Raw genomic sequence first — 18,708 nt, forward strand, 5'->3', positions numbered from 1 at the left:
TGTCTCCTTGGATGCGATCAGGCGTAACTGTGCGTCATCGCCGAATAGACCAGCGTCTTGAGCTGGCGGCGGATGGGATAGCTGGAGGACGGAAAGAGCTGGGTCATGAAGACCATGTGCAGCTTTTCGACCGGATCGATGAAGAAGGCGGTGGAATGGATGCCGCCCCAGTGGAATTCGCCCTTGGTGCCCGGGATCAGCGTCTTGGCGGGATCGACGACCACGCCGAAGCCGAGGCCAAAGCCGACGCCCGCGTTGCCGGATTCGCTGAACAGCGCTTTGGAAAGCGTGGTCAGGTCTGCACCGCCGGGGAGGTGGTTCGCGGTCATCAGCGCGAGCGTCTTGGGTGAGATCAGCGGGGCACCGCCGTTTGAAAGTGCGGCGCAGAAGCGGTGGTAGTCCGCGGTCGTCGAGAGCAGGCCGCCGCCGCCGCTTTCGAAGCGCGGTGCGCGCAGCGTGTTTGATTTTTCCGCGTGATCGATCAGCGTGGGCGCGCCCATGGGGTTCCACGCCCAGCTGTCGGTGAGGCGGTGCGCCTTCTCGGGCGGGCAGTGGAAGCCGGTATCGACCATACCGAGCGGGGCAAAGATGCGGTGCGCGAAGAATTCGCCGAGGCTCATGCCGGAGAGGCGCGCTACGATCACGCCGAGGACATCGGTGCTGACCGAGTAGTTCCAGCTCGTCCCCGGATCGAATTCGAGCGGCAGCTTGGCGAGTTCGGCGATGAAATGATCGTTGCCGGGCAGCGAGGCATGCCCGTCGAGCCGGCCCTTGCGATAGGCGGCATCGACATTGGTGCGGTTCTGGATGCCGTAGGTGAGGCCCGACATGTGGGTGAGCAGGTCCACCATGCGCATCGGGTTCGTCGTGGCGCGGGTGGGGAAGAATGGCGCATCGCCGCCCCCGCCGTTGTAGATGCCGAGGCCGGCGAACTCGGGGATCACCTTGGCGACGGGATCGTCGAGCGCAACCTTGCCTTCCTCCAGCAGCATCATGAACGCGGTGCTGGTGAGCGGCTTGGTCATCGAGGCGATGCGGAAGATCGCGTCGCCTGCCAGCGGAGTGCCGTCCGCGCGGGCCTTGCCGAGTGCCAGGCGGTGGAAGGGCTGGCCCTCCCGCGCGATCAGCAGATCGGCATTTGGCAGCAGGCCGGGGGTGACATAGCGCTCCTCCAGAAACGCACCGATGCGGGCGAGGCGGGCGGCATCGAAGCCATGGGCGGCGGGATCGGCAATTTCGATCATCCGAACACCGCGACCGATTGCAGGCCGTGCATCACTTCCACGCCTTCGCTGTTCCACAGCCGCAGCGTCTCGCTGCTGAAGCCGTCGGCCATATGGTTCGAGCTGGTTTCGAGCAGCCACCAGCCCTCGCGCGTTTCAGGCACATCGCCGAGGATCGTCAGGGCCCAGGTGATCGAACTGATCGGCCCCATCCGCTCCATCGCGCGCGCCGAACCGGGCGGCAGTGCATCGCCGATCCCAACGAGCTCGGCTTGCGGATCGAGGCCGGAGCGATCCTTGAGACGCACCCAGCGGCGGATCGTGCCCGGGGGCGATCCACCGGGCGGATCGGCGCGGCGCATGTCCATCCGCGCCGTGAAGGCGGGGGCATAGTCGCTGGAAGTGAGGCGGGGTGAGTCCTCGGGCTGGATCAGGTTCGGCAACACGGCGGCCGCGACGGTCCCGTTGCTTGCCCGGCCTGCGCCGAACAGCCAGAGCGTGCGCTGCGCCAATACGCCTTCACAAGTGAGCGATGTTTCGACCTGCGCGACGCTCTTCCCCTGCCGGAGCATCACCACCTCGACTTCGAGATGCTCGCCCACCGGCGCGACAAACCCGACTTGCGCGGCGCGCAGCGGTGGCAGATCGGGGAATGCCAGCTTCGCGGCGGAGTAGGCGATGAACGCGGCGGTGCCGCCATACATCGTGCGGCCCTGCATCCAGCCTGCCGCGCCATCCAGCTTGAAGCGCCCGCTGCCCAGCGGTTCGAGCCGTGACGCCAGCGCGCCGAAGCTCATATCCGCTTCGGCAGAGCCATTGGTGACAGCATGCGGGTGCTCGGCTTCCGGCAAATCTGCGTCCTTCCCACGAATCTTCTTATGCGGCGGGATTAGGTCATCGAGAGGGATCAGGGAAGCGCTTTGCGCGAGGCCCGCAGGCGAAAAAATGCAGCAATTCCGCCGGATTCGGTGCCTTCCGCTACGGCATCCGGGCCTTTCGGGGCCCTTGCTGCAAACCGGGCGCGGCTCTAGTCTCGCCGCAAGCAGGTGCCGCCGATACGAGCGATGCCCATGAGGATGCCATGACCGAACCGAGCCCAGAACCAACAGGCACACTTCCCGCGATTCCCGCCGGCTGGCCCGTGCATACGCTGCCGGAAATCCGCGCCGAACTCTGCGCGCCGGGCATGCCGTTCGAGATGGAAACCGTCACGATCCGGGGCGTGCCGACGCGGGTATGGAAGAATGCGCTGCCCGATCTGCGCGGCGTCATGGCGGCGGCGCGGACGCATGGCCCGGCCGATTTCCTTGTCTACGGCGAAGAACGCGTGAGCTTCGATGCCTTTCACCGCGCAGTCGCGGCGCTCATGTCGGCGCTGGCCGCGCGCGGCGTGGGCAAGGGCGACCGGGTGGCGCTGGCCATGCGCAATCTGCCGGAATGGCCGGTGGCGTTCATGGCCGTCTGTGCGCTCGGGGCGATCATCGTGCCGCTCAATGCGTGGTGGACGGGCGAGGAACTGGCCTTTGCGCTGGAGGACAGCGGCTCGCGGTTGCTAATCGCCGATGCCGATCGCTGGGCGCGGATCGCTCCCCACGCCGAGGGGTTGCCGCTGCAGAACGTGGTCGTATCGCGCGGGGCTGGCGAAGGTGCCGAGCGACTGGAGGACACGCTTGGCGCGCCTGGCAGTTGGTCCGCGCTGGCCGATGCGGAACTGCCCCCGGCTGAGATCGCCAGCGATGATCCCGCCGGCATATTCTATACCAGCGGCACCACCGGCAGGCCCAAGGGCGCGCTTGGTACGCATCGCAACCTCACGACCAATATCATGACGAGCGCGTGGAGCGCCGCGCAATCGGCAAGGCGGCGCGGCGAAGGATTGCCCGAACCGCGCTCACGCGTGATCCTGCTGGCGGTGCCCTTCTTCCACGCCACGGCCTTTTCGGCGACCTTGATGGGCTCGCTCGCGGGCGGCAGCCGCCTCGTGCTGCTCCACAAGTGGGATACGCTGGAGGCGATGCGCCTGATCGAGCAGGAGCGCGTTTCGATGACCGGCGGCGTACCGTTCATCGCCTGGCAGCTGATCGAGCATCCAGAACGGCACAAGTTCGACCTCTCCACCCTTGAGGCGATCTCCTATGGCGGCGCGCCTTCCGCTCCCGAGCTGGTCTCGGCGATCTGGCAGACCTTCGGCGCGCTTCCCGGCAACGGCTGGGGCATGACCGAAACCAGCGCCACGGTGACCCACCACATGGCTGAGGACTACCTCAACCGGCCCTCCAGTTGCGGCCCGCCAGCGCCGGTCGCCAGCCTCGAAATCCGCGGCGACGACGGGGTGACGGTCCTGCCGCCGAACAGCGTGGGTGAACTCTGGGCGAGCGGGCCGATGATCGTGGCGGGCTACTGGAACCGGCCCGAGGCGACCGCGCAGACCTTCGTTGATGGCTGGGTGCGCACCGGCGACCTTGCGAAGCTGGATGACGAGGGCTTCTGCACGATCGTCGACCGCGCCAAGGACGTGATCATCCGCGGCGGCGAGAACATCTACTCGATCGAGGTCGAGAACGTGCTCTACGAGCATCCCGCGGTGACCGACGCGGCGCTGGTCGGCATTCCGCACCGCACTTTGGGGGAGGAACCGGCAGCCGTGGTCTATCTCGCGCCGGGAGCGGCAGCGAGCGAGGACGAACTCAAGGCTTTCGTGGCAGCACGGCTGGCGGGTTTCAAGGTGCCGGTGCGGATCGCCTTCACGGCTGAGACCCTGCCGCGCAACGCCAACGGCAAGATCCTGAAGAAGGAGCTCAAGGCCATGCTGACGGCTTCCGGGCTGGCAGAAACGTGAGATGGCGCGGGCTGAAGGCTGTGCGATGGGTATGACAGGAATTGGGGAGACGGGATGATGAGCGAGGCAGAAACGACAGGCGAACGGCGTTCGGGCGGATGCCTGTGCGGAGCGGTGCGCTATGAAACCGCCTGGCCGCCGCTGCTGACGGGCGTGTGCCACTGCCGCCATTGCCAGAAGCAGGCGGGCACGGCGTTTTCGGTGCTGGTCGCCGTGCCGTTCGCCGCGCTGGAGCGTTCGGGCGAGCTTACCACTTATGAGGACGGCAGCGAATCCGGCAACCCGGTGATGCGCAAGTTCTGCGGCACATGCGGCTCGCCCGTATTCAGTGAAACGCCGGACGGGATGGCGCAGGGGATGATCTTCATCAAGGCGGGCACGCTGGACAATCCCGACGAGCTGGCGCCCACCGTCCATTTCTGGACGGCGAGCAAGCAGAACTGGGTGACGCTGCCCGAAGGCGCGGCGCTGCTCGAAAAGCAATAGGTCGGGCGCGCCGATTTTCCATCCGCCCCGCGCAAACACGCGGCGGATGGGGGCTTTTTTGCGCTCCTATTCAATGCGCCAGCTTGTTGGAGGGCGTCAGCATGGCAATATGTTTGTCGTGCAAGATTTTTGCGTCTGGTGATACTCGACCCGCCCACTTGACGCGCTTCAAAACCAGGACACGTCATGGCTGATATTGACCCCCAGATCGACCGCTCCGACCGCTGCCCGGGGATCACCTATACCGACATGCTGGCCGTCGATACGCGGCCCGCGCCCGATTACCTCGTGATGGAATCGACGCAGGAACTGGGCGACGAACCACTCGATCCGGATCGCTACACCAGCCCCGCCTTCATGGCGCTGGAAGACGAGAAGATGTGGCCCAACGTGTGGCAGTTCGCCGCGCGCGAGGAGGATATGCCCGAACCCGGCGACACGGTGGTCTACGAGATCGGCGACAAGTCGTTCCTGCTGATCCGGCAGCCTGACGGCGGCGTGCGCGCGTTCTACAACGTGTGCCTCCACCGTGGACGCAAGCTGCGGCTGGAAAGCGGGCGCGCGATCAATCTGCGCTGCCCGTTCCACGGCTTCACCTGGAACAACGATGGCAGCCTCAAGGAAATTCCCTGCGCATGGGATTTCAAGCACCTTGAGGACAAGGACCTCTCGCTCCCCGAACTGAAGGTCGAGCGCTGGCAGGGCTTCATCCTCATCACCGAGAACCACGATCTGCCCGGCTTCCGTGAGTGGATCGGCCCCGGTGTCGAGCACTACGACAACTGGCGGCTGGATGAATGCACCACTGGCGCATGGGTGGCAAAGGTGGTGCCGGCCAACTGGAAGGCCGTGTCCGAGGCGTTCATGGAAGCCTGGCACTCGGTCGTCACGCATCCGCAGATCCTGCCGTTCACCGCAGATGCCAACACGCGCTACGATCTCTACGGCGATCACATGAACCGGGCGATCACGCCCAATGGCACGCTTTCGCCCCACCTCAAGGGCAAGGATCAGCTTTATGTGATCAACAAGCTGGCCGAGTTCCTTGGCGCGGGCGACGGGCGCGGCCGCCGCAATGCGGCTGAACCGACCGACCTCATGGGCTTCGATGCGGATGATCCGCTGCTGGCGCGCAAGGTGCTGGCGCAGGCCAACCGCGAAGGCTTCGCGGCGATGAACGGGCATGATTACTCGCAGGCTTCGGACAGCGAGATGCTCGACAACCTGACTTATAATATCTTCCCCAACTGGAGCCCGTGGGGCGGCTTCGTGCCGAACATCGTCTATCGCTGGCGGCCGTGGAAGGATGCCGATCACTGCCTGATGGAAGTGCGCATCCTGATGCGCGCGCAGAAGGGCAAGAAGCCGGCGCGCGGACCCGAGATGTTCATGATCCCGGATGGCGAGCCCTTCACCTATGCCTCGCACCTCATCGGTGCGGCGCTGGCCGGGGTGTTCGATCAGGACATGGAAAACCTGCCGCATGTGCAGGCGGGCATGAAGGCAAGCAAGAACAAGCGGCTGGAACTCGGCCACTATCAGGAAACCCGCATCCGCCAGTTCCACAAGACCATGGACAAGTACATTTCCGGCGAACTGCCCAAGACGGCGTGATGCAAAGGCTGGAAGGGCGCGTCGCGCTGGTGACGGGCGCGCTGCGCGGCATTGGCTTTGCGGCGGTGGAGCGGCTGCTGGCCGAAGGCGCGTTAGTGGTCCTCACCGACCTTCCCGATCCCGGCGCGACGGAAGTTGTCGCCGTGCTCGGCCGGTTGGGGCCATCTGCGCATTATCTGCCGCTCAATGTGACGCAGGAGGCGGACTGGCAGGCGGTCGCGGCGCAGGTTCGTGCCGATCATGGCCGGCTCGATGTGCTGGTCGCCAATGCCGGGACCGACTGCACTTCGCGGGTCGAGGAGATCAGCCTGGCTGATTGGCACCGCGTCATGGCGGTCAATGTCGACGGGCTGTTCCTCGGCGTGAAGCACTGCACGCCGCTGATGGAAGAGACCGGGCGGACCACGCGCGGCGGCGCTTCGGTCATCGCGATCAGTTCGATCATGGGGATCGTCGGCATCGCTGATGCCTCGGCCTACAACACCTCCAAGGGCGCGGTGCGCTTGTTCTGCAAGGCGGTGGCGATCGAGTTTGCGCAGAAGCGCATGCCGATCCGCGTCAACTCCGTGCACCCCGGCTTCGTGCGCACGCGGCTGCTTGAGGAAGGCATGGCGGGGTGGGTGGAAAAAGGCATGGGCACCTCGGTCGAGGCGCTGATGGAGGGTCTGGGCGCGAGCACACCGATGGGCCGCATCGCCGAACCGGACGAGATCGCGCCCGCCATCGCCTTTCTCGCGTCGGACGATGCGAGCTACGTGACGGGTGCGGAACTTGTCGTCGATGGCGGGTGGACCGCGCAGTAGTGCTTAAAGCTCCACCACCACCTTGCCGATGTTCGCGCCGGTGAAGAGCTTGGTGAAGGCAGCGGGGGTTTCCTCGAGGCCGTGGCTGACTTCGAAGGGCAGGCGCAGCTGGCTGGCGGCGGCAAGGCGGGCGAGCTGCGGATTGAATTCAGGCTCGCGGACGTAAAAGTCCGGCGAGAAGAAGCCTTCGATGCGCAGGCGCTTCATCAACACCTGATCGAAGCGGTAGGGACCGGGCACGGGGCCTTGGGCGATATAGTTGGTGATGAGCCCGCAGACCGCGACGCGGCCGAACAGCGCCATATTGGCGAGCGCCGCATCGAGGATTTCGCCGCCGACGTTGTCGAAATAGACGTCGATGCCATCGGGGCAGAGCCGCGCGAGTTCGGTTTCGACATTGGCCGACTTGTAGTCGATCGCGCTGTCGAAGCCGTATTCCTGCGTGAGCAACGCGCATTTCGCCGCGCCCCCGGCGATGCCGATCACGCGGCAGCCGCGCGCCTTGGCGATCTGGCCGGCCATGAGCCCGGTGCAGCCCGCCGCAGCGGACACTACGAACGTCTCGCCCGCCTTCACTGCGCCAGTTTCGACGACGCCGACCCAGGCTGTCCAGCCGTTGGCGCCGTAGATGCCGACATACTCTTTCAGGTCGTCATGCGCGTCGTCCAGTGTGGTGCAATAGGTCGCATCCGGCTCAACCACCGAAAAGTCCGCCCACTGGCCGTAGCAGCGCACGCGGTCTCCCGCCTTGTACTCGGGGTGGCGGCTGTCCACGACTACGCCCAGCACCGTGCCGATCAGCTTGGCGCCAAGCGGCGTGCCGGGCTGGTAGCTATCCTCGCGGTCGGTCATGTACATGCGGGTGCCGCTGTCCATCGAGAGCACCTTGTTCGCGACGAGAATCTGGCCCTCGCCAAGCGCGGGCAGCGTTTCGGTCTCCAGCGCGAAGGCTTCGGCATAAGCATTGCCGACAGGGCGGTGGGCGAGGATCCAGTGGCGGTTTGCGGTGCTCATTCGGTGTCCTTCGGCTGGGGCTGCCGTGCATCAAGCCCGCCTTTCGCCCCTAAGGCCACTGGCGGAAATGAGCGGCGCCTCTGTTCTTTGGCCCCCTCTCTTTCATCAGTGGGCCGGGGGCAGGAATGCCGATAGCCTCCGCACTCAAAATACTGGGAGACGTGTCTTGGCCGATAAGACCCTGCGTACCTTCTGCCGCTTCTGCCATGCCAGCTGCGCCATGCTGGTCGATATTGAGGGCGACAAGGTCACGGCGGTGCGGGGCGATCCCGAGAACCCGCTGTTCAATGGCTATACGTGCGTGAAGGGCCGCCAGATGCCCGAGATGCACAACTTGCCAGAGCGGCACCTGCGGCCATTGGTGCGCAAGGACGGCGTCAAGGGCGGGGAGTTCGTGGAGACTTCGACCGCCGAGGCGCTCAAGCTGGTGGCCGACAAGATCCGCGCCGTGATCGCTGAGCATGGCCCACATGCCGTGGCGCTCTATTGCGGCACCAATGCGTTCCAGAACAGCGCGGTACTCGGCACGTCCTACGCGCTGGCCGAGGCGATCGGCACGCGCAACTACTATACCAGCGTGACGGTTGATCAGCCCGCGAAGGTCTTCACCACGGCGCGCTACGGCCAGTGGATGGGCGGGCCGAACAACTTCGAGGAATCCGACGTCGTCATGTTCGTCGGCAACAATCCGCTCGTCTCGCACTACACGCCGAGCGGCGGGGTTCCGCCGTTCTCGCCATCGCGGCGCCTGCGCGATGCCAAGGCGCGGGGAATGAAGGTGATCGTGGCCGATCCGCGCCAGAGCGACACCGGTAACCTCGCCGATCTCTACCTGCAGGTGAAGCCGGGCGAAGACCCGGCGCTGCTGGGCGGCATGCTGCACGTGATCATCAAGGAGGGGCTCTACGACCGCAACTTCGTGGCGGCGCACGTCGACGGGTTCGACGCGCTGGCGGACGCGGTGAAGGACTTCACGCCCGAGCTCGCCGAAACGCGCGCCGGGGTTCCGGCGGAGCAGATCGTGGCGGCAGCCCGCATGTTCGCCCGCGCCGCCAAGGGCCGGGTGGTGACGGGGACAGGGCCGGAGATGGCCGGGCGCGGCACGCTGACCGAGTACCTCGTGACTGCGCTGAATGTGGTTTGCGCGCGGTTCAACCAGGCGGGGGACAAAGTGGCGAACCCGATGGTGTTCATGCCCTTTGCCGCTGGGCCGAAGAAGGCGCAAGTCGCGCCGCCGATGCCGATGTTCGGCGAAGGCTTTGCCCAGTCGCGCATCCGGGGGATCGGCAAGCTGGGGCAGGAAATGCCCTGTCCGGTGCTGGCGGACGAGATCCTCACTCCCGGCGAAGGCCAGATCAAGGTGCTGATCTCGATCGGCGGCAATCCGGAGATCGCCTTCCCCAACCAGCGCAAGGTGCGCAAGGCGCTCGAAACGCTGGAGATGTTTGTCCAGGTGGATCCCTATATGTCGGCCAGCGCCAAGCGCGCCGACGTCATCCTGGCGCCTTCGATGTGCCTTGAGCGTGAGGATATCAACAATGTCTCGCAGCCGTTCTGCGAGGAGCCTTATGCGCATTACGGCGAGGCGATGGTGCCGGCGCCGGGCGACACGATGGACGAGTACGAGATGCTGTGGTGGCTCGCCAAGCATCTGGGGCTGGAACTCAAGCTGCCGGGCGGTCCCTGCTCGATGGACGCGGTGCCCGACAAGATGACCATGCTCGACCTCATCTCGCACGGCTGCCTCGTCAAGCCGAGCAAGGCGCGCGCGGATTCGCTGGCGAGCGCAACCCCGGGCGGGGCGATGTTCTATCCCGAGGCGCATGCGGTGATCGAACCTGCCGATCCCGATGCAGCAAACCGGTTCCAGCTGGGCGCAGGTGAAATGCCGGCGGCGTTTGCAGGTTATGCGGCGCAGCGGCCCGAAGCGGACGGCTTCGATTTCCGCCTGATCTCGCGCCGGTCCAAGCACCGCTACAACAGCAACGGGCACATCTCGGAGTTCCTCAAGAAGAAGATGCCGACCAACCCGGCCTACTTCAATCCGGAGGACTTGGCTGAGCTTGGCGTCGAGGACGGCGCGGTGATCGAGATTGCCTCCCGCGTTGCCTCGATCCATGCGGTGGCCAGCGCCAGCGACAAAGTGCGGCGCGGGGTGATCTCGATGTCGCACGCCTGGGGCAACGATGATTCCGGCAAGGACGACGTGATGACGGTTGGCGCTTCGACCAACCGCCTGATCGATGATGCCGAAGATGCCGATCCGATCACCGGCATGGTGCTGCAGAGTGCGATCCCGGTGCGGGTGGTGGCTGCCTGACGGCATTTTAACGCCGCGTTTGCCGCTCTGGATCCCCGCCTGCGCGGGGACGACGAACTGTCTTTGACATAATTCTCGTCATTCCCGCGAAGGCGGGAATCCAGAGCCCCATTGCGCTGACCCGGCCAACCCCAAACAGAAAAAGGCCGCCCCGGTTTCCCGGGACGGCCTTTCCTCTTTTCGTTCCGATGTGTGGAAATCAGAACTTGAAGCTGGCTTCCACGAAGACCTGGCGGCCGCGGTTAAGCAGCACGTTGCGGTCGTCGCCCTGCGGCACGTAAGTTGCTGAACCCGGAGTGCCGAGCCCGCCGGGGCCGGCGAGGAACGGACGCGCGCCGCTCGACTGGACGAAGCGCTTGTCGGTGATGTTGATGCCCACCAGCGACAGCTTCCACTTGCCGTCCGGATCGCCGATCGAGAGGCTGCCGTCGATGGTTGCCCAGCCCTTCTGGATCGGATCGTTCACGCTTGTCGTGTCGGTGTAGTAGCTGCTCGAGAACGCGAGGTTCGAGTGAGTGCCGATTTGAAGCGAGTCGCTGACCGGCACGTTATAGTCGAACCCGACGTTGCCTGCCCATTCCGGCGCGCGCGAAGCTGCACGGCCCTGGAGCGGCGATCCGTCGATCGCCGAAGCCAGCGGCTTGGTGAAGGTCGCCTTGGTGTAGGCGAGCGCACCGTTCAAGCGCAGCCCCTCGACCGGGGTCCGCCACGAGAAGTCGATATCGACACCCTTGGTGGTCAGTTCCGAGGCGTTGAACGTCTTGAACTGGACCTTGGTCGCATCGAACACCTGCAGCTGGATATCGCTGAACACATAGTAGAACAGCGAGCCGTTGAGGGTGATCGTGCGGCCCGCCATCTGCGACTTCACGCCAAGCTCGCCGCCCTTGGCGCGCTCTGACCTGAAGATCAGGCCCTGCGCCACGGCATCACGGGTGGCCGGGTTGTTGAAGCCGAGCAGGCTGTTCGAAGGCAGCGCGCTGTTGTCGATGCCGCCCGACTTGTAGCCGGTCTTGTAGGCGGCATAGATGTTGAGGTCGTCGCTCGCCTTGTAGCGCAGCGTGACTTCCGGCGAGACGTTGTGATCCTTGAACGGGATCGGGCCCGAGAAGAAGCCGCTGCTGATGAACGCCGGGGTCGCCGAAAGGAAGGCATGGACATAGGGCACGGAGATCGTGTTGACCTTGTCTTCCTTGGTCCAGCGCACGCCGCCCGAAAGTTCGAGCTGTTCGGTCAGCTTGTAGTTGCCGCTGGCGAAGAGCGAGTAGGCCTTCGTGGTGGTGTGGTGCTTCTTGTACCAGTCGAACGAGCTGCCGGTGATCGGATCAGCCGCGATGATCGAGATGTTCACACCCTGCTGCGAGGTGTTGAAGTCGATGTTGCGGTGTTCGTAGAAACCGCCAACCATGAAGTTGAACGGACCATCGAAGCTGCTGGTCAGGCGGATTTCCTGGGTCCACTGCTTGGTGGCGTTGAGCGGGTCGCTCGAACCGAAGCCCTGGGCCGAGCCCGGGGTGTTCACGGCGGCAAGGCGCGGCGCGATCAGATTGAGCGGAACGCCGTTCGGATTGAACGCGGGACCGACGCCGACCGAGCTGTAGGTATCGGAATCGACCGAGTTGATATTGAAGTAGCCGGTCACCGAGCTCAGCTTGAGGTTGTCGGTCACATCAAGGTCCATGCGCAGGCGCGTGAGCCAGATATCGGTCTGGCCAAACGGGTGGCCCGGATACCGGCCATCACCCGCGGCGCTGCCAGTGGGATAGCCACCGGCCTGCGTGGGCGAGGGATCGCTGATCGCATAGTAGCGGTCGCCGATGTTGCAGTTCGCGCCCGAAGGGATTGCGACGGCGCCGCCCAGCAGCACGACTTCGTCAGCACGGCCGTTCTTGCCGCAATCGATGTCCTGGTGGCCGATGGCGCCATCGTTGCGGTTGGTGATGTAGTTCACCTTGAGGTTCGCGGTGAACGCGCTCGAGGGATCCCATTGCAGGGTCAACCGGCTGTTGAAATCGCGCATGCCGCGGTTGCGGATCTTGGCCGGAATGCCCGGCTGGATCTGAGTGTACTTCGAGATATCGTTGTACTGCGCAGCGACGCGGATGCCGAGTGTCGGGGTGATCGGACCGGAAATGTACCCACCGATGACATAGCCGTCCTCGACGAATTCATAGCTGGCCTTGCCGCCCACTTCCCACTGCTTGGTGGGATCGTTCGAGCGCAGGCCGAGCACGCCTGCGGTGGCGCTCTTGCCGAAGTAGAGCGTCTGCGGGCCCTTCATCACGTCGACCTGCTTGATGTCGAAGAAGCCGGCCTGGAGGAGGCGCATCGAGGAGAGCTGGATGCCGTCCATATCGAGCGCGACGGCAGAGTCGAACGCGGCGGAAATTGCCGAGGAGCCAACGCCGCGCAGCGCGATCGAGCCGCCCGAACCCGAGCCGCCCGAGTAGATGTTGAGCGTGGGAACGTGCGTGCCGAGCGCTTCGGCCTTGGTCGCCTGATCACGGTTGATCGCATCGGCGGTAATCGCGGTGATCGTCACCGGCACGTTCTGCAGCGTTTCCGTGGACTTGCGCGCGATAACCGTGATCGCGTTGCCATCATCGACGGTGGCACCGCCGGTTGCTTCTGCCGCCGCAGCATCAGCCGCGTGCGCCAATCCTGGCAGCGCCAGCGACGTTGCCGCAACACCTGCAAAAAGCGCGACGCGAAACAGCGACGCGTTTGTCCTCAACCCCATAGCAATCCTCCCAACTTTCAGTAGGCGTTTATCGTGCTGTTTTTGCGTGATTTTGCGCCCACAATCCCAAATGCTAGGCTAGGGTGCGGGGGGCGAACAGCAACTATCAAAAAGGGTGACGAAGTGTTGCTTTTTGTGCGCGGTGTGACCGCAAAAACGCAGCGATTCCGTAGGGTCAGGCAGGGTTTGAAAGACCTCGGCGAACCGCTTTTTCGGCGCTCAGACCAGGCGCACAATCGGGTCTCCTCCGTGCAAAAAGAGGAGACCCCGGTTTAATTCTTATCGGCTTCTGGGCGGAGTTTCGCTGTCGAGCCAGAGATTGAGCTTGTTGTGGAAATCGCGGATCTTGCTTTCCTGATAGCTCGCGAAAATCACCTCGCCCTTGGGATGATTGTGCAGGCCCTTCTGCACCGCAGCATGGTTGAGCCCGTCCTGGTTGAAGATCTTGTTGAGGTAGCTGCCGAACTCGGTGGCCTTGGTGTAGTCGTCCTCCAGATCGAGGAAAGTGCATTTGGCGGGTGCCGGTCGCTCGGCGCCCTCGGGCACCTGCACCATGTACATCACCTCGTGCAGCGACTGCTCGGGATTGTCGCCGTCCGGCCGGAAGCGGTAGAAGATCGGGTTGAAATCCGCCCAGGGGTGGAGGTTGGGGAAGACCGAATAGAAGATCGCGTCGATCATGTCGGCATCGCTGAACTGATCGATCGCATCGCCCCATTGCGGGCGCATGAGCTCGCGCCGGTCGCGCGCGGCATCGGCGCGGAAGTCCTCGGTCGAGGCCGAGGCGAAGCGGGTGGGCATGTTCTCGTCACCCGGCGCGATCTTGCCGCCGATCCAGTTGCACATGTGCGCGTCGGCGCTGACGACTTCGCCTTCGACGTGGGCGCCGGTCATGTCGAACAGGCCGGTCTTGCCATCCGGGCGGGTCACTTCGACCCGGTTTTCCTCGATGCGGCGGTAGACGTGGCCGCTGAGGGGATGGCGGAAGCTGGTGAACGCCTGGCCCTCCGGGAAGGCGGATGGATCGGGCGCATCAAGATCGGTGTGCGCGCTTGGTGGGCCCGAGGCGGACATCGCGCGCGAGATATTGGGCCACACATCGTACTTCGAGCCGGTATCGAGGAACATCGGCAGCAGTTCCGGGTGCGTGCCGACGACGTGGTAGGATTCCATGAAGGCTTCCTGCGCCACTTTCCAGTTGCACGGCAGACGCTTGACCATGTGCGCGGCCTTGTAGCGGCGCTTGAACGGCAACGAGAAGTGGCGGTCGATATCGCCGAGGAAATCGGCGAGCGGTTCCGCGTTTGGGTCCGGATTGATGAACACGAAGCCGCCCCAGTGGCCGACGGAGATCGCGGGGAGCGAGTATTCCTCTTCGGTGACCGAGGGGAAATCCCAGTGGCTGGGCACTTCCTTGAGCTGGCCATCGAGATGCCACGACCAGCCGTGGAACGGGCAGCGCAGGACCTTGAGGCCCTTCTTGTGCGCCTCACACAATTGCCGGCCGCGGTGGAGGCAGGCGTTGGGGAAGGCCTTGACCGCGCCCGGACCATCACCAGGGGCATTGCGCACGATGATGAAGGATAACCCGGCGATCTCGTAGACATAGGTATCGCCGACATTGGGGATGTCGTCCTCATGGCAGGCCATCTGCCACACGCGCTTCCACAGCCGCTCGACTTCGCGTTCGTGCTCTTCCTTGGTCCAGTAGCGGTGCGTGGGGACCTTGGTCACGCCGCCGGGATAGGGCGAATCTTCCAGGTAGACGGCTGGCGGCGGAACGGTGTCCGCCTTGATCACATCGTTGTAGGTCACGCCGGCGGTGCGGTCGTGTCCGGTCTTGGTTTCAACCATTTGTCCGCTCTCCCTTGGACTTGGGCGTCAGTCTACGCTTGCGGGGAGTCGGGGCCATTGATCATTTTGAGGGGACCCCGCGCAATGCCGCCAGCGGCGATGAGATAGAACAGCACGGCAGGGATGGCGAAGGCGGTGCTCACGCCGATCACCGCCCAGGTGAGTGCCTTGGTGCCGAACATGGGGGTGAGGCTGGTGCTGGCAAAGCCGACGAGGAAGAGGCCGAGCGCTTGTCCGATGAGGTTGTTGAAGATCATCGCGACCGCCATCGCCATCGCGCGCTCATCCGGGCGCACGGCAAGCTGGATCAGCGAGACGGTGGGTGCCTGGGCGACTAGGAACACGAGATAGCCGCACGAGAACAGGCCAAGGAAGGCCCAGAACTGTGTGCTCATGAGCGCCGCGAGGTAGAACGGCAGGCAGCCCAGCGTGGCGATGGCCGGGAGCCAGGCGCGCCAGCGGGCATCGCGCCGGACCAGCCAGTCGGTCAGGTAGCCGCCCAGCACCGGGCCGGGAATGCCGCCCAGCACGAAAGCAAGTCCAAGATAGAACCCGACATCGGCGGTGGAGACCGGAAACCCCCGCAGCATGATCGCGGCGAGCCAGGTGGCGAAGACATAGCCCGTCACGATCATGCAGCCGAAGGCGAGCGAGGCGGCAAGGAACACGCGGTTGGCAAGGAGTTCGCGCACCCCGGTGGACCAAGCGGCAAGTCCCTCGGCAAGGCCGACTTTGGGCGGGATCGGGCGGCCGCCGGGTTCCTTGACCGTGAAGAAGACGAACAGCGCGAACAGGATGCCGGGGATGCCGAGCAGCATGAAGGTCATCCGCCAGCCGACCGCATGGGCCAGTACGCCGCCGAGGATCAGCCCGGCGGCGGTGCCGAGTGTGGGGCCGAGGAAATAGATGCCCATCGCGCGGCCAAGCTCGTGGCCCTTGAAGGTCTGCGTGAGGAGCGAGGTGCCGGCGGGGCCGCTGCCGGATTCGCCGATGCCCACGCCCATCCGCGCAAGGAAGAAGGTCCAGAAACCGGTCGCCGTGCCGCACAGCGCGGTCATCAGGCTCCACGAGGCGATCGACACCGCGATGATCAGCGGCCGGCTCATCCGGTCCGCCAGCCAGGCGATGGGGAGCCCGCAGACGACGTAGAGCACGGTGAAGGCGAAGCCGGTGATCAGGCCGATTTGCGTGTCCGTCAGCGTGAAGGCATGCTTGATGTCTTCGAGCATGATCGAAAGGATCAGCCGGTCGGCGATGTTGAGCATGCCGCCGAAGGTGATCACGGCGAGCACGAAATGGCGGTAGTGGCGATGCTCTCCCAAGACGCCCGCTCCTTCTTTGCAACAGGGCTAGGCATTCGCGGGGCCGGGGGCGACTAACACAAAGGGGGAGGGGCGTGCGGCCTGCCTACCATTTTCAATGATCGTCGGTCCCGGGATTTGGTGCCACGATGCTCGGAACAACGGGACCTTGGGACAACCGGTCCGACCCAGCGGGAAAGGCAATATAGTGCAGCTTGAGCCCATTGCGGAAAACTTGTGGACCAACGAGGCGGAACCCGCGCTGATTGGCGGACGGCTGCCTTCGGGCAAGATCGTGTTTCCCTATCCCAGCGGCGATGCAGCAGAGGGCGTCGAGCCCTGGCGGCTTTCGCGCAAGGGCACGCTGTGGTCGTGGACCCGGCAGGATTTCCAGCCCAAGGAACCCTTTGAGGGCCCGGAACCGTTCCAGCCCTACCTCCTCGGCTATGTCGAATTGCCCGGCGAGGTGATCGTCGAGACCCGCATCGTCGATTGCGTGCTCGAGGACCTGAAGCTCGGCATGCCGATGGAATTCGTCGTCGCGCCGTTTGATGCGACCCGCGCAACTTATGCGTTTCGTCCGGAGAAAGCGTGATGGAAGACGTCTATATCATCGGGGCTGGCATTCACCCCTTCGGCCGCACTGATGGTCGTTCGGGGCGCGATCAGGGCGTTTTTGCCGTGCGGCAGGCGATGGCCGATGCCGGGATCGAATGGACCGACGTGGGCTGCGCCTATGGCGGTTCGGCCGCGGCGGGCAGCGCGGACATCATGGTCAACGAACTGGGCCTGACCGGCCTGCCGTTCATCAACGTCGCCAACGGCTGCGCAACGGGCGGCTCCGCGCTGGCTTCGGCGCGCAACGCCATCGCAGCGGGCGAGTTCGACGTCGCGCTCGCAGTGGGCTTCGACAAGCACCCGCGCGGCGCGTTCAATGCCAAGCCGCGCGATTACGGCCTGCCCGAATGGTACGGCCAGACCGGTATGATGCTGACGACGCAGTTCTTTGCGCTGAAGATCCAGCGCTACATGCAGCTCTACGGGATCAGCCGCGAAACGCTGGGCCGCGTGGCCGAAAAGGCGTTCCGCAACGGCGTCCATGCCGATCACGCCTGGCGCCGTTCGCCGGTTGATCTGGAGACGATCCTGAATTCGCCGATGGTGAATGACCCGCTGACCAAATACATGTTCTGCGCGCCCGCAGAAGGCGCGGTGGCGCTGATCCTGGCGAGCGGCAAGAAGGTGCGCGAACTGGGCGCGGATGCGGTGAAAATCGCCAGCGTTGCCGTCCGCACGCGCCCACCGGGTTCGTTCGAGGTGTTTGCGCCCTCGGTCGATATCGAGAATGGCGGCAAGCCCACGATCCTCGCGTCCAAGGCGGCGTTCGAGCAGGCGGGCATCGGGCCGGAGGACATTTCGGTCGCCCAGCTGCAGGATACCGAATCCGGCGCCGAGATCATGCACATGGCCGAAAACGGCTTCTGCAAGGATGGCGATCAGGAGCAGTGGCTGCGCGAGGGCCGCACCGAGGTGACCGGCACCCTGCCGGTCAACACCGACGGCGGCTGCCTTGCCTGCGGTGAACCCATCGGCGCTTCGGGCCTGCGTCAGGTCTATGAAAACACCGTGCAGCTGCGCGGACGTGGCGGCGGGCGGCAGGTGCCGAACAATCCGAAGGCCGCCTACAGCCATGTCTACGGCGCACCCGGCCTGTCCGGTGTCTGCATCCTGGAGCGCTGACGCATGGGGAAGATGACTGGCAAGGTCGCCCTGATTTCGGGCGGCGCGGAAGGTATTGGCGGCACGGTTGCGGCGCTCTTCGTGGCCGAGGGCGGCAGCGTGATGCTGGGCGACCTGCAGCTCGACAAGGCCAAGGCCCATGCCGCGACGCTCGGCCCCAATGCCGATGCGGTGCAGCTTGATGTGCGCGATCTGGGGCAATGGGAAGCTGCCGTGGCGGCAACCTTGGCGCGCTTCGGCAAGCTGACGACACTGTGCAATATCGCAGGGATTTCAGAGCCGGGGAACACTGTCGATGTCGATCTCGACAGCTGGCACCGCCATATCGATATCAACCTCACGGGCAGCTTCTACGGCTGCCGTGCCGCGCTTCCGGCGCTGGCGGCATCCGATGAACCTGCCACCATCGTCAACATCGGCTCGATGCTCGCGCACCGCGCAGCGGGGGGCATGGCCGCCTATTGCGCGTCCAAGGCTGGGGTGACGCACCTTACGAAGACCGTGGCGCTCGATTGCGCCGAGCGAGGGCTGAAGATCCGCGCCAACACCGTGCATCCCGGCGCGATCCGCACGCCGATGTACAACCGCTATCTCAACGCCGGCGGCGCGACCCCTGAGCAGATCGAGGCCGTGATGGCCTCCGCGCACCCGATGGGCCGCGTGGGCGAGCCGGACGAAGTGGCCCGCGCGATCCTGTTCCTGTCTTGCGAGGATTCGAGTTTCACCAGCGGGACCGACCTCAATGTCGACGGGGCCAGCGCAATCCGCAGCTAG

Annotated in this window: 14 protein-coding genes; 8 read left to right on the forward strand and 6 right to left on the reverse strand. The window is 64.8% G+C overall.

Going from position 1 to position 18,708, the window contains the following annotated elements:
• Positions 1-17: 17 nt before the first annotated feature.
• Positions 18-1,241, reverse strand: a complete 1,224-nt coding sequence (locus ACODS2_RS02310) for a serine hydrolase domain-containing protein (protein WP_488997901.1) — start codon at positions 1,239-1,241, stop codon at positions 18-20.
• Complete coding sequence (locus ACODS2_RS02315) at positions 1,241-2,074, reverse strand: acyl-CoA thioesterase (RefSeq protein WP_488997399.1); 834 nt, start codon at positions 2,072-2,074, stop codon at positions 1,241-1,243. Before ACODS2_RS02315 ends, ACODS2_RS02310 begins: the two co-directional genes overlap by 1 nt.
• Positions 2,075-2,304: 230 nt before the next feature.
• Between ACODS2_RS02315 and ACODS2_RS02320 the strand changes: the two genes are divergently transcribed.
• The 4 genes from ACODS2_RS02320 (at position 2,305) to ACODS2_RS02335 (ending at position 6,965) form a co-directional block, all read left to right on the forward strand.
• Complete coding sequence (locus ACODS2_RS02320; protein WP_488997400.1) at positions 2,305-4,062, forward strand: class I adenylate-forming enzyme family protein; 1,758 nt, start codon at positions 2,305-2,307, stop codon at positions 4,060-4,062.
• Positions 4,063-4,119: 57 nt separating this feature from the next.
• A complete protein-coding gene (locus ACODS2_RS02325) occupies positions 4,120-4,548 on the forward strand; it encodes a GFA family protein (protein WP_421839581.1) in 429 nt (142 codons plus the stop codon).
• A gap of 186 nt (positions 4,549-4,734) precedes the next feature.
• Positions 4,735-6,162, forward strand: coding sequence for an aromatic ring-hydroxylating oxygenase subunit alpha (locus ACODS2_RS02330; RefSeq protein ID WP_488997401.1), 1,428 nt, complete (start codon positions 4,735-4,737; stop codon positions 6,160-6,162).
• The gene (locus tag ACODS2_RS02335; RefSeq protein ID WP_488997902.1) at positions 6,162-6,965 is read left to right on the forward strand and encodes an SDR family NAD(P)-dependent oxidoreductase; all 804 of its coding nucleotides are present in this window, start codon (positions 6,162-6,164) and stop codon (positions 6,963-6,965) included. Before ACODS2_RS02330 ends, ACODS2_RS02335 begins: the two co-directional genes overlap by 1 nt.
• A 3-nt stretch (positions 6,966-6,968) precedes the next feature.
• Here ACODS2_RS02335 and ACODS2_RS02340 read toward each other — a convergent pair whose 3' ends face one another.
• On the reverse strand, positions 6,969-7,979 hold the full coding sequence (locus ACODS2_RS02340) for an NADP-dependent oxidoreductase (protein ID WP_488997402.1): 1,011 nt from the start codon (positions 7,977-7,979) through the stop codon (positions 6,969-6,971).
• A gap of 166 nt (positions 7,980-8,145) precedes the next feature.
• On the opposite strand from ACODS2_RS02340, the gene ACODS2_RS02345 reads away from it, so the two are divergent.
• Positions 8,146-10,299 carry a molybdopterin-containing oxidoreductase family protein gene (locus tag ACODS2_RS02345; protein ID WP_488997403.1) on the forward strand — a complete coding sequence of 718 codons (2,154 nt, stop codon included), beginning with the start codon at positions 8,146-8,148 and terminating at the stop codon, positions 10,297-10,299.
• Positions 10,300-10,498: 199 nt separating this feature from the next.
• On the opposite strand, the gene ACODS2_RS02350 is transcribed toward ACODS2_RS02345, so the two are convergent.
• From ACODS2_RS02350 to ACODS2_RS02360, 3 genes are all read right to left on the reverse strand, one after another.
• A complete protein-coding gene (locus tag ACODS2_RS02350) occupies positions 10,499-13,039 on the reverse strand; it encodes a TonB-dependent receptor (protein WP_488997404.1) in 2,541 nt (846 codons plus the stop codon).
• Positions 13,040-13,318: 279 nt separating this feature from the next.
• Positions 13,319-14,893, reverse strand: a complete 1,575-nt coding sequence (locus tag ACODS2_RS02355) for an aromatic ring-hydroxylating oxygenase subunit alpha (RefSeq protein WP_488997405.1) — start codon at positions 14,891-14,893, stop codon at positions 13,319-13,321.
• Between the two features lie 32 nt (positions 14,894-14,925).
• On the reverse strand, positions 14,926-16,215 hold the full coding sequence (locus ACODS2_RS02360; protein ID WP_488997406.1) for a spinster family MFS transporter: 1,290 nt from the start codon (positions 16,213-16,215) through the stop codon (positions 14,926-14,928).
• 187 nt (positions 16,216-16,402) lie between these two features.
• Here ACODS2_RS02360 and ACODS2_RS02365 point away from each other — a divergent pair, with 187 nt between their 5' ends.
• Genes ACODS2_RS02365 through ACODS2_RS02375 form a run of 3 tightly spaced genes read left to right on the forward strand, consistent with a single transcriptional unit; the run spans position 16,403 to position 18,708 of the window.
• Positions 16,403-16,789 carry a Zn-ribbon domain-containing OB-fold protein gene (locus ACODS2_RS02365; protein WP_298173661.1) on the forward strand — a complete coding sequence of 129 codons (387 nt, stop codon included), beginning with the start codon at positions 16,403-16,405 and terminating at the stop codon, positions 16,787-16,789.
• Positions 16,786-17,934, forward strand: coding sequence for a thiolase family protein (locus ACODS2_RS02370; RefSeq protein ID WP_298173658.1), 1,149 nt, complete (start codon positions 16,786-16,788; stop codon positions 17,932-17,934). Before ACODS2_RS02365 ends, ACODS2_RS02370 begins: the two co-directional genes overlap by 4 nt.
• Positions 17,935-17,937: 3 nt before the next feature.
• Positions 17,938-18,708, forward strand: a complete 771-nt coding sequence (locus ACODS2_RS02375; RefSeq protein WP_298173656.1) for an SDR family NAD(P)-dependent oxidoreductase — start codon at positions 17,938-17,940, stop codon at positions 18,706-18,708.

It is taken from the genome of Novosphingobium sp. FG137, from assembly GCF_057809735.1.

Bases quoted from the DNA above. Each gene is read 5' to 3' on its own strand.
- ACODS2_RS02340 (WP_488997402.1), bottom strand. From the start codon at position 7,979: ATGAGCACCGCAAACCGCCACTGGATCCTCGCCCACCGCCCTGTCGGC.
- ACODS2_RS02330 (WP_488997401.1), top strand. From the start codon at position 4,735: ATGGCTGATATTGACCCCCAGATCGACCGCTCCGACCGCTGCCCGGGG.
- ACODS2_RS02350 (WP_488997404.1), bottom strand. From the start codon at position 13,039: ATGGGGTTGAGGACAAACGCGTCGCTGTTTCGCGTCGCGCTTTTTGCA.
- ACODS2_RS02320 (WP_488997400.1), top strand. From the start codon at position 2,305: ATGACCGAACCGAGCCCAGAACCAACAGGCACACTTCCCGCGATTCCC.
- ACODS2_RS02355 (WP_488997405.1), bottom strand. From the start codon at position 14,893: ATGGTTGAAACCAAGACCGGACACGACCGCACCGCCGGCGTGACCTAC.
- ACODS2_RS02375 (WP_298173656.1), top strand. From the start codon at position 17,938: ATGGGGAAGATGACTGGCAAGGTCGCCCTGATTTCGGGCGGCGCGGAA.
- ACODS2_RS02325 (WP_421839581.1), top strand. From the start codon at position 4,120: ATGAGCGAGGCAGAAACGACAGGCGAACGGCGTTCGGGCGGATGCCTG.
- ACODS2_RS02335 (WP_488997902.1), top strand. From the start codon at position 6,162: ATGCAAAGGCTGGAAGGGCGCGTCGCGCTGGTGACGGGCGCGCTGCGC.